10 protein-coding genes and 2 pseudogenes are annotated in these 10,286 nt (G+C 64.6%); 4 read left to right on the plus strand and 8 right to left on the minus strand.

Translation table 11 applies throughout. The features are described from left to right. Positions 1-163: 163 nt before the first annotated feature. The gene (locus ABIB45_RS22000; protein ID WP_354217964.1) at positions 164-637 is read right to left on the minus strand and encodes a nuclear transport factor 2 family protein; all 474 of its coding nucleotides are present in this window, start codon (positions 635-637) and stop codon (positions 164-166) included. Between the two features lie 340 nt (positions 638-977). Here ABIB45_RS22000 and ABIB45_RS22005 point away from each other — a divergent pair, with 340 nt between their 5' ends. After that, positions 978-2,387 carry an MFS transporter gene (locus ABIB45_RS22005; RefSeq protein ID WP_354217965.1) on the plus strand — a complete coding sequence of 470 codons (1,410 nt, stop codon included), beginning with the start codon at positions 978-980 and terminating at the stop codon, positions 2,385-2,387. Between the two features lie 330 nt (positions 2,388-2,717). Beyond that, complete coding sequence (locus tag ABIB45_RS22010; protein WP_354217966.1) at positions 2,718-2,984, plus strand: hypothetical protein; 267 nt, start codon at positions 2,718-2,720, stop codon at positions 2,982-2,984. Positions 2,985-3,076: 92 nt separating this feature from the next. Here the strand turns inward: ABIB45_RS22010 and ABIB45_RS22015 are convergent, their stop codons facing one another. After that, the gene (locus ABIB45_RS22015; RefSeq protein WP_354217972.1) at positions 3,077-3,982 is read right to left on the minus strand and encodes an alpha/beta hydrolase; all 906 of its coding nucleotides are present in this window, start codon (positions 3,980-3,982) and stop codon (positions 3,077-3,079) included. Positions 3,983-4,357: 375 nt separating this feature from the next. Between ABIB45_RS22015 and ABIB45_RS22020 the strand changes: the two are divergent. Next, positions 4,358-4,672 (plus strand): annotated as a pseudogene (locus ABIB45_RS22020) (aldo/keto reductase); the annotation flags it as partial. A gap of 106 nt (positions 4,673-4,778) precedes the next feature. Here the strand turns inward: ABIB45_RS22020 and ABIB45_RS22025 are convergent. The 3 genes and pseudogenes from ABIB45_RS22025 to ABIB45_RS22035 all read right to left on the minus strand — a co-directional run. Continuing rightward, positions 4,779-5,267: pseudogene (locus ABIB45_RS22025) on the minus strand (transposase); the annotation flags it as partial. After that, entirely contained in the window at positions 5,239-6,003 is a 765-nt protein-coding gene (locus ABIB45_RS22030) for a TnsB C-terminal domain-containing protein (RefSeq protein ID WP_502909279.1), read from the minus strand. The pseudogene ABIB45_RS22025 and the gene ABIB45_RS22030, both read right to left, overlap by 29 nt. Then, on the minus strand, positions 6,000-6,587 hold the full coding sequence (locus tag ABIB45_RS22035; RefSeq protein ID WP_354217967.1) for a recombinase family protein: 588 nt from the start codon (positions 6,585-6,587) through the stop codon (positions 6,000-6,002). Before ABIB45_RS22035 ends, ABIB45_RS22030 begins: the two co-directional genes overlap by 4 nt. 485 nt (positions 6,588-7,072) lie before the next feature. Between ABIB45_RS22035 and ABIB45_RS22040 the strand changes: the two genes are divergently transcribed. Continuing rightward, positions 7,073-8,518 carry an aldehyde dehydrogenase family protein gene (locus ABIB45_RS22040; protein ID WP_354217968.1) on the plus strand — a complete coding sequence of 482 codons (1,446 nt, stop codon included), beginning with the start codon at positions 7,073-7,075 and terminating at the stop codon, positions 8,516-8,518. 127 nt (positions 8,519-8,645) lie between these two features. Here the strand turns inward: ABIB45_RS22040 and ABIB45_RS22045 are convergent, their stop codons facing one another. From ABIB45_RS22045 to ABIB45_RS22055, 3 genes are all read right to left on the minus strand, one after another. Continuing rightward, positions 8,646-8,813 (minus strand): BBE domain-containing protein, encoded by a 168-nt coding sequence (locus ABIB45_RS22045; RefSeq protein WP_354217969.1) that lies wholly within the window; start codon positions 8,811-8,813, stop codon positions 8,646-8,648. A gap of 441 nt (positions 8,814-9,254) precedes the next feature. Then, positions 9,255-9,605: a universal stress protein gene (locus ABIB45_RS22050; protein ID WP_354217970.1), complete on the minus strand. Its 351-nt coding sequence runs from the start codon at positions 9,603-9,605 to the stop codon at positions 9,255-9,257. 43 nt (positions 9,606-9,648) lie between these two features. Continuing rightward, positions 9,649-10,286 (minus strand): YeiH family protein (locus ABIB45_RS22055; RefSeq protein WP_354217971.1); only part of this gene is annotated, 638 nt, incomplete at its 5' end.

Below are 10,286 nucleotides of genomic sequence, written 5' to 3' on the forward strand. Positions count from 1 at the left end.
CGGACCCCTCACCAAAGGAAGCGGGCCCGGGGCCAACCAGACCGGGACCCGCTTCCCCATGCACTATTGACATTCGCGCCTACATATCAGGGCGTGTCACCCAATTCCTTGATTATCTGGTTGCCAACGACGGCGTGGGAGGCGACGGGTTAACGTGAAAGGACTAGAATCCGAAGTCGCTCAAGCCCGGGTGGTCAAGCGGACGGGGACCACTACGATCCCAGTGGAACTTGCGCTCGGATTCCTTGATCGGCACGTCGTTAATGCTCGCATGCCGCCACCGCATGAGTCCGTGCTCGTCAAAGTGCCAGTTCTCGTTGCCGTACGCACGGAACCACGCGCCGTCTGGATCGTGATACTCGTAGGCGAAGCGCACAGCAATGTGGTTGCCCTCGAATGCCCACATCTCTTTGATCAGGCGATATTCGAGTTCGTGGTGCCACTTACGGGTGAGGAAAGCGATGATGGCGTCGCGCCCCTCGACGAATTCCGACCGGTTGCGCCACCAGCTGTCGACCGTGTACGCGGACGCGACCTTCACCGGATCACGCCCGTTCCAGCCGTCTTCACCGGCCCGGACTTTCTGCGTCGCGGTCTCGCATGTGAAGGGCGGGAACGGCGGCTTATCCTCTGTCATGGCTGTACCCACCTTTCTGCCGGCCCAGTTTTCCGGACGGTCGCCCACCCGCCAGACCGAACTCTTTCCCGGTCGACGTCTTGACCAATGCGACCGGGCCCCCGACCAGCGATAAACGCGTCGAGACGAACACTGGTGCTGCGGTCACGCCAGTCTAATCAGTTGACACATTAGAGGAGAAGAACGAAGCGTGAAAAATGGCACGGAACTACTGCAGGATGCGTGATGACCTCCCAACGATCCATAGGTGCTCCTAAACAGTCAGCGCAGAGTGGGTGGCGCGTGTTTTTTGATCGTCGTGAATTCTGTCACTGGGTGTCTCGTTGGCTAGGCTTGCGTGGTGAAAACAAGACCTTCGATGCCGGTTGGCAGCGCCTCCTTCAGCCGCGCCCTGGCGCTGCTGGTGGCCGGCACCTATTTCATGGAAATCCTTGACGGGACCATCATTGCCACCGCCGCAACCGGCATGGCAGCGGACCTGCACGTGCGCCCGGTGGACATCAACCTGGCCATGACGGCGTACCTGATCACGCTCGCCGTCGGCGTCCCGATCAGCGGCTGGTTGGCAGAGCGGTACGGTGCCCGGAAGGTGTTCACGGCCGCGATCGCCATCTTTACGGTCGCATCGCTGCTGTGTGCACTGAGCCCGAACCTGACGTTCCTGTGCCTTGCGCGGATGCTGCAGGGCGCCGGCGGGGCCATGATGGTGCCCGTGGGCCGCCTCTTGGTGCTGCGGGACGCGGACCGAAAGGACTTCCTGGAGGCCATCGCCTACCTGACGTGGCCGGGGCTGATCGCCCCCGTGATTGCCCCCGCACTGGGCGGGCTGCTGACCACCTACGCCAGCTGGCACTGGATCTTCCTGATCAACGTGCCGCTGGGCGTCGTCGCCTTCGCCGTCACGTTGCGCGTGGTGCCCTCCTTCCGTGCCCGGAAGGTGCCGCCGCCGGACTGGTGGGGATTTGTGCTGACCGGAACGTCCCTTGCGGCCCTGGTGATCGGGCTGGAAATGATCGCCTCGGCACCCACGCCGTGGCCCGCCGTCGTGCTGTGGCTGGTGCTGGCCGCGTTGTCCGGGGCCGCGGCGCTGCGGTGGTTCGGCCGGGCCAGGCACCCGCTGCTGGACCTGCGCGCGCTGCGCATCCCCACGTTCCGGGTGGGCAATGGCGGCGGGGCGTTGTACCGGATGGTGATCAACGCCGTGCCGTTCCTGCTGCCGCTGATGTTCATGCTCGGCTTCGGCTGGACCGCCTTTGCGGCAGGGCTCATGACCATGGCCGTTTTTGCCGGCAACGTGCTCATCAAGCCGGCCACCTCCCCTCTGATCCGCCGCTTCGGCTTCCGGACGGTGCTGCTGCTCAGCAATGCCGGCGGCGCCGTGGTGCTGGGGCTGTGCGCGTTGCTCGGGTCTGACACCCCGCTGGCCGTGACTGCCGCGGTCCTCGTTGCCAGCGGCGTGTTGCGCTCGATCGGATTCAGTGCCTACAACACCCTGCAGTTCGCCGATGTGCCCAAGGCCCGCATGACGGGCGCCAACACGCTCTCGTCCACGATCGCCAAAATTGCCTCGGGCCTGGGCGTGGCCGTCGGGGCGCTGATCCTGCGCGCCGCGCAGGCCATGCTCCCCGGTGCGGCGCCCGTGGCCAGCTACCAGTGGTCCTTTGCCGTGCTGGGCGTGCTGATGCTGTACCCCGTGGCCGAAGCGCTGGCCATGCACCGCACGGCCGGCGAAGGGGTGCGGACGCGGTAGGCCGGGCCGCGCAACCGGTGTGTTTGGTGTCGAAATCGTGGGGTCCCCGGCTGAAACCAACACTTAGGGACATTCAACTGCCCGGACCCTGGACGGCGATAACGGTAGTAGGCGGTTAACCGGGCGTGACCCGACTCTCGACTGACACCTTTTCCGGTTGTCTTGAACATGAGCAGTCCACTGGTTTAGCGGCCCGCATCAAGGGTGTTGCCCAGCCGAACAGGAGTGCATCGGAGCCCGGCCCAGCGGTCCCCTCACCATCCTGTCCGCCTGACTCGTCAACACGAGCCCACCTGTTGCTTCAGCGGTTTCAGGGGAACTTGTCCCATCATGAGAAACGAACAGATCAAGGTCGTTGCCAGGATCGACGCACACGCAGACACCCAGCACGTTGCGCTGGCCACCAAGCATGGCAAACACCTGGGTTATACGAAGTTCCTGGCCGTCCGTTCAGCGTACCGGGAGATCGCCGTCTACCTGTCCGGCTTTGGACCAGCCACCGCTGCCGGCATCGAAGGAACTGGCTCCTATGGAGCCGAAGTGGCCCAGGTTCTGGCCGGCAAGAGATTCAGCATCCGGGAGGTCACCCAGGCCTAACGACGCCTGCACGAGAAGTCTGCTCCCTCGCCACGCCTACCAGGCTGCCGCATCGGTACTGGTCAGGTGCTGGGCGTCGTCATTTGTCCAGGTCATGCTTCCGGGCGCACGCGCTGGCCGACCCAGTCATCGATTCCCCGCGAATAGCGGAGAGCCACCGGGGTGTCGATAAAGCCTTTCACCCCATGCGGAGCACCGGCGTGGACATGGAGTTCGGCAGGAACTCCCGCCTGATTGAGCCGGGTGGCATAGTCGATCGCTTCGTCGCGGAAGCCGTCGACGTTGCCGACTGCGATGTAGGCGGGCGGGAGACCGCTCAAGTCCTTCGCCCTCGCCGCTGCCGCGTACGGCGGGATGTCTGCGTTGCCGTAGAGGTCCCCAAGGTAGGAGCGCCAGCCGTATTCGCTGGTGTGCGGGTCGTAGACGACCAGGCCCCCCATCTGACTTGAGGGGGTGAGCTGGCGGTCGTCGATCATGGGTGCGTCAAGCACTTGGAATTTCAGCGGGAATTCTCCACGATCTCGCGCCAATAGAGCGAGAGCTGCCGCGAGACCGGCACCAGCACTTGATCCGGCAACCCCGATATTGTTCGGGTCGACCCCGAGCTCCTCGTGATGATCGAACACCCACCTCAGCCCGGCATAGCAGTCTTCGAGTGGCCCCGGGTAGGGCACTTCGGGGGAGCGCCGGTAGTCAACTGATACTCCGATCAGGTGGTACCTGCGAGCCCAACGAGAGAGGCGGTCATCGTCCATGTCAAAACTTCCCAGGACATACCAGCCACCGTGGATCGAATACACACACGGGAGCGGCCCATCGACCCCTTGAGGCCGGTGTACCCGTACCTGAACGCCCACCGCACCGGGAATCGGATAATCGTTGCGCTCGACGAATAGAGCCAGCGGTACGTCTCGAGTTGTTCCGGCCGCTCGACGTTCCGCCAGCGTGTCAGCGCTGAGCGCCGGACCACCCGAGGAACCCACCAGTTTCGCAATCATCGGATCGAGTTCAAGCACAATGTCACCACCACTAAAACTGTCGTTTCTTCAATAGTTAGGTTGACACAAGGTAACTAGCCTACGGGGATTCTTTCTACGCACTCCAGACTTCCCGGCCCACGAAAACCACACATCGCGGGGTCGAACTGTGGTTCTTCACAACACTGCACAGACGGAAATAAAGGTGGCAATTCCTGCTATATCGGCGCTAATGTAGGTGGATTCCACCCTGGGAACTCTTAGCTGACCGATGACCACACGCATTCAATGCGTTGGCCTCCATTATAGGACGGTCAAAAATTAGGATGAATCCGGGCTCGAATGGTAGTTACGGCGGGCGGTCGTCAACAAGCCGGTCACGGATGGCGGCACTGTGCGTGGAAGGCCCGGAACACAGATACTCGCACGTGGGAAGTCATCGAGGAAGTGGAGGAAATTGCCGGCCGCCACGGCGTGAGCGCCTCGCAGGTGGCGCTGGCGTGGCTGGCAGAGCGCCCTGCTGTGACCTCGGTGATCCTGGGCGCCCGGACCACGGCCCAGCTCGCCGACAACCTCGCGGCGGCAGACCTCGCGCTCACGCCGGGGGAGACGGAGCGGCTGACCTAGGTCAGCCGGCTGCGCATCGGGGTGTACCCGTACGGGCCGATGGCCCAGGAGCAGCGCAGCAGGAAGTTCGAAGGCGGCCGCTAGCGCCGGCGCCTGAATTCAGCGCGGCACTGAACCATCACAAGTCGCATCCCCGCCGAGCATCGGAACCGGGGGACTATCTCATTAACGGTGTATCCGGCGTTTTCCTTTAGTAGCTTTCGGCTGCCGGGAATCGGTCGCTGAAAGTGATGGCGAAGGCGTTCAAAGCTGGCTTCCAACGCACGGCCCATCGGGTCTTGCCGGCACCGGTCGGATCGAGGGACCGGGTGACCAGATACAGGCACTTTAGCGCGGCCTGCTCGGTGGGGAAATAACCCACTGCCTTGACGGCGCGCCGGTACCTGGCGTTTAGCGATTCAATGGCGTTGGTCGAGCAGATGACCCGCCGGATTTCCACGTCGTAGTCCAGGAAGGGGATGAACTCCTCGCATGCATTCTCCCAGAGCCGCACGATCGCCCCTTATTTCTTGCCCCAGCGCTCCGTGAGCTCCTCAAACGCCGCCCGCGCCGCCGCGGCGTTCACCGCGGTGTAGATGGGCAACACGATGCCGTTTGGGGCGTCCCAGCCCTTTTTCGAGGCCAGCCGGAAGGTGCTCCGGATCAGGTGGCTAATGCACGTCTGCACGGTTGTCAGCGGTCACACGGCAGACCCGTTCAAGGTGGGTGCTGGTGAAATCGGCGCCATGATCGCTGTAGAGGAGATCGGGGAGACCCATGACGGGCCAGGCCCGATGCTTCTTGCGCTGCACGGCCTGGTGAAGGGCAAGGGCGGTCTGGAGCGCGGTCGGCGCACCGGTAAAAACGGTGTAGCCGGCGACGGCGCGGGAGTAGTCATCGAGTACGACGGTCAGCCACGGCCGTGCGCGGGCGCCGGCGGCGTCGACAATCTGAATGTCCAGCTCGGTGTGGTCGCACTGCCACTGCTCGTTCGCGCGGCTGGCGGTGCGCCGGTAGACCAGCTCGAACCGGTCGCGGTATGCGGCGTCGCCTTCGAGCGCGATGGTGCGAAGTCCGAGATCGATGGCGGCAACGACCGCCCGGACCGTCGAGTAGCCGGGGGCGGGAATGCCGCGGTCGACCGCAACGGCACCGATCCGCCGGTGGATAAACGCGATGGTCGGCGCCGGCCGGCGGAGCGCGAGGCCTTCGATCGCGCCCACGATCTCCGGCGGGAGCGAATGGCTCCCGCGGTCCGAGCGTGGCCGGCGGCCCAGAGCCGCGACCGAGCCACCGGCGCGGAATCCCGCCGTCCACCGTTGCAGCGTGCGGAGGGGAATGCCGGCCTGACCGGAGATCCTGGCGAGGGGAACACCGTCATCGAGGTGCTGCCGGAGCAGTGCCGCACGCTCTTCGGCCGACAGCCGATGCTTCATGACCGGCGGTCTTCGGCCGCCTGCCGGTGGCGGTAGAGCGTCGCGCGGCTCCAGCCGACGAGCCGTGCCGCGTCCTCAGCGGAGCGACCCTTCGCGCGGGCGTCCGACGCGATCGCAAGCTTGTCAGCGATGACAAGTGGGTCGGATAACGGCCGGCCGAAACGGGTTCCGCCCTGTCTCGCCGCGGCGATGCCCGCGTTCACGCGTTCGACGATCAACTCCCGCTCATACTCAGCCAGGGTCGCAAGCATGTTCAGCATCATCCGCCCGGTCGAGGTCGCCGGGTCGATGCCGTCCGAGATGGACCTTAGGTGCACGCCGCGCTCCCGCAGCAGGTTCACTGTGTTCAACACATCGATCAAGGATCGGCCGAGCCGGTCCACCCGCCACACGACAACGGTGTCGCCGGGCTCCACGTACGCGAGGAGCTTTTTCATCCCGGGCCGCTCAATAGCGGTCTTGCTTCCGGAGGTGACGTCGGCGAACACGTCGCGTTTCTGAACCCCGGCATCGACCAGTGCAGCGAGTTGCAACTTTGCGTCCTGGCCCGACGTACTCACACGTGTATACCCGAGATGTCTCACCCGGCCATTGTGCCTCAGAAACCCCCGGCCGGCACCCGTCTGAGACGGTTCATGGTGAGACATCTTTCCAAGACACGGGGCGGCCCGGCAGGACGCCGGTTCCCTCGACCCTGCACGACACGACGTCCGTGTCTCGAAAAACTGTAGATTTTCAGGACTGGCGTCGGGTCTGGGGCGGAGTGCGGGCACTCCTCGTCGTCTGATGCCTCCGCGGGCGGCGGACGCTGGTGAGAGAACCTTCATTTGGCCCGTCCTGGCGTTGAACCCGTGGCGAAGTCCCGGCCGTGTGTAGGGGGTGTTTGCCCGCTCCGGGCTGGGTCTGGACGGGAGGTCTGGTGGTGAGGTCGGTGTGGCAGTAGCATCGGTTTCTAACCACCCCCGATCTGCGAGTCCTCTTGGCACTACCGACCAGTTTCCCGGTTGCGCGTGCCTGCGGCGTAGGCGGCTCCCGGCGTGCAGGTGCGCCACACCGTGAGGAGACGGGCATGACCATCGGGACGCGCAGGGCAGAAGCGGGGAACTTCGTCGACGGTGAACTCATCGTCGGCTCCGAGGGGAGCGTGTCGCGGTCGCCGGCGGACGGGTCCGTTCTGGGAACCTACACCGAAGCCGACACGGCGCAGGTGCAGGCCGCGCTTTCGGGCGCCCGCAGGACGTTTGACGAGACCGACTGGGCATCCGACAGGCAGCTCCGGCACAAAGTGCTCAATCAGCTCGCGGACCGTATTGAGGGTCGCAGCCCGGAGCTAACGAAGATGCTCTCGCGGGAGAACGGAAAGCTCGTCGGGGAGGCCCGCGGCGAGGTGGGAGGGGCGCCCGCGACGCTCCGCTACTGCGCCGCGCTGGCCCTGACCTCGACCGGACGCGCGGCAGAGGTCCGCGCAGGCGTTCACGTGACCTCGGTGCCTGAACCGGTCGGTGTTGCAGGGGTCATCGTCCCTTGGAATTCGCCGGTCATCCTCTCGGTCCGTTCATTTGCCCCGGCGCTGTCCGCCGGCTGCACCGCGGTGGTGAAGATGCCCTCGCAAACAGGGCTAGTGAATGGCATCCTCCACGAGATCTATGCCGAGACGCCCGGTCTCCCACCGGGTGTCCTCAGCTCGCTGACCGAGTCCGGGGACCTGCTCGCACGGGAGCTTGTCGCGTCGCCGCTCGTCGGCGCGCTCTCGTATACCGGAAGCACGCGCGTGGGCCGTGAGATCATGGCGGGCGCTGCGCCCTCGCTCAAGCGGGTCTTGCTCGAGCTCGGCGGGAAGACACCCATGATCGTATTTGACGACGCCGACCTGGATGCTGCCGTGCCTGTCCTGACGAAGGGCGTGACGGTCTTTTCCGGGCAGTTCTGCATGACGGGGAGCCGGGTCCTCGCGCAGCGCGGCGTCAGCGGCAAGCTTCGGGAACGGCTCACCGCGGCCCTCGAGGCCGTGGTGGTGGGTCCCGGCGACGATCCAGCCAGCGACATGGGCCCCCTGATCGACGAGGCCAGTGCCCGCCGTGTCGACGGGTTCGTACGCAGGGCCATCGATGCGGGGGCGAAGCCATTGGTCCGTGGCGGCGTCGTCGCCGACGGCAGCGCCTTCTACCGCCCGAGTCTCCTCGAGGTCGACCGCGTGGAGAGCGAACTCGTCCAAGAGGAGGTCTTTGGCCCCGTGGCGACGTTTGAGGTCTTCGACAGCGAGGATGAGGCCGTTGCATTGGCCAATGGCACCCGCTATGGGCTCTCCGCGGCGATCTGGAGTCGGGACGTCGATCGGCCCCTTAGGGTGGCCCGACGGCTCCTGGCCGGAACCGTGTGGACCAACTCCTGGGTTGTCATGGCCGACCAGTTCGAGGAGGGCGGGTTCAAGCAAAGCGGCCTGGGCCGCCTCAGAGGACCTCGAGCCCTCGAGGAGTTCCAGGAATACAAGACTTACGTCCACCCTGTCCGTTAGGGCGGCGGGCAAAGCCTGCGATCCGGCAATCTGCCCAAGGGGCTGGCCATGCCACGCTTCCTGACTCTCAAAGAAGAATTCCAGGCGTTGTCAGGAAGAAGACCACCGTCGTGGTCCGCGCCCACGGTCACGTGGCCTGGGTCCCGGGGCGGATGTTGGCGTTGTAGCGGAACATGTTCTCCGGATCCCATTCGGTCTTGATGCCGGTCAGCCGTTCGTATTTTGGTCTCCATAGGCTGACCTGACATGGATCGCTGCGCTGACCGGAGCGCCCGCCTCCACCGTCGGCTATCACCTCGCTGTAGCGGGGGGAACGCGGATACCCAGCGGTACAAGCTCCTCCGCCGCGGCGAGCTGGAACAGGCCAGGCGCAGGATGAATCAGTGTCGGGCCGGCGTAGGGGCGGCGGGACGGAAACCCGCAGCGCCGAAGCTGAGGATATTAAACAGGGAAGACGGATTGACTACGTCGAAACTACCAAGTGGTGCCGGTCTTCCCTGTTTGCCCTCAGCAAAAGGATGAACGACTCCGTCAGCGGCCGCCCTTGACGTCCGGCGAGGGGTCCTCTTGCGGGCTGCACGGTGACAAATAGCGCTGTAAAAAGACCGCCGGTTACCGCTGCGAGTCACACCGCAATATATCGCTGCGATTCACAAATCTCTTCAACAAGTTGGCTGGTTTGTAGCGAATACGGTCGTCAATGGCACTGTCGGAGGGTTATTTATGCAACCGCGGTTTACGGCCTTCGTGGAAGTGGTTGTTCCTCTGCCGGGTGGTGGGGCATGAGGAGGACGGGGCAGGGGGATTGGTGGGCGATCTGGTCGCTGATGCTGGTGCCGAGGAAGGCCATCCAGGCGTGGTGGTTCCGGGATCCGAGGATGAGGAGCTGGTCCGAGCCGGCGTTGACCTGGTCTTTGGCTCTGGACTGGTCCTCCATGGTCAGGTCCTGGCCTTCGATCCAGTCGTGGCCGATGGAGTGGATGAGTTGCACGGCAGTGCCGGTCGCGACGGCGAGGTCGCGTGCCTGCTCCAGGATGGCTTCGCTGTGGGGTGTGGTGTCGATGGCGACGAGGATGCGGGAAAACATGGTCTCTCCTGGTTGGAAGGGCGGGGCTGGTGGGGTGGGGTGGTCAGTTCAGTCCGGTGGCGTATTGGAGTCCGAGGCTGGTCAGGGTGACGATGATCCACAGCAATGCGCCCAAAAGAAGGGGCTTGGTCCCCGCGCGGCGGAATCCGCCCAGGTCTGTCGACAGGCCGATGGCCGATAGTGCGACGGTGATCAGGAAGACCGAGAGTGTGCTCAAACCGGTGTGGGCGGCGGCGGGGATCAGGCCGAGGGTGTTGATGGCGGCGATGAGGAGGAACCCGATCAGGAACCAGGGCACGAGGCGGAACACGTTCACCCGGGCCCGGGGTGCCGGTCCTGTTCCGGCAACCTCGCCGACGGGGAAACTGTTCCCGGTTTGTTTCAGACGGTGTCCGGCCCAGGCCGCGAGTCCAAGACAAATGGGGATGATCATCAGGGTGCGGACAAGTTTGACGACGACGGCGAAGTTGGCGGCGGTGTTGCCGTACGTCGTTGCGGTCGCGACGACGGAGGACATGTCGTTCACGGCGGTGCCGGCAAAGAGTCCGAAGGCGTGCTGGCTCATTCCGAGCAGATGACCGATAAAGGGGAAGGCCAGGACGGCGGCGATGTTGAATAGGAAGATTGTGGAGATCGCGTAGGCAACGTCAACGCTGACGGCGCCGATCACCGGGGTGACTG

It is taken from the genome of Arthrobacter sp. UYCo732, from assembly GCF_040547265.1.
Taxonomy (GTDB): domain Bacteria; phylum Actinomycetota; class Actinomycetes; order Actinomycetales; family Micrococcaceae; genus Arthrobacter.

What these genes read in the sequence shown, in the direction of transcription:
- ABIB45_RS22000 (WP_354217964.1), bottom strand. Translation starts at nt 637, where the DNA reads ATGACAGAGGATAAGCCGCCGTTCCCGCCCTTCACATGCGAGACCGCG.
- ABIB45_RS22010 (WP_354217966.1), top strand. Translation starts at nt 2,718, where the DNA reads ATGAGAAACGAACAGATCAAGGTCGTTGCCAGGATCGACGCACACGCA.
- ABIB45_RS22015 (WP_354217972.1), bottom strand. Translation starts at nt 3,982, where the DNA reads ATGATTGCGAAACTGGTGGGTTCCTCGGGTGGTCCGGCGCTCAGCGCT.
- ABIB45_RS22030 (WP_502909279.1), bottom strand. Translation starts at nt 6,003, where the DNA reads ATGAAGCATCGGCTGTCGGCCGAAGAGCGTGCGGCACTGCTCCGGCAG.
- ABIB45_RS22040 (WP_354217968.1), top strand. Translation starts at nt 7,073, where the DNA reads ATGACCATCGGGACGCGCAGGGCAGAAGCGGGGAACTTCGTCGACGGT.
- ABIB45_RS22050 (WP_354217970.1), bottom strand. Translation starts at nt 9,605, where the DNA reads ATGTTTTCCCGCATCCTCGTCGCCATCGACACCACACCCCACAGCGAA.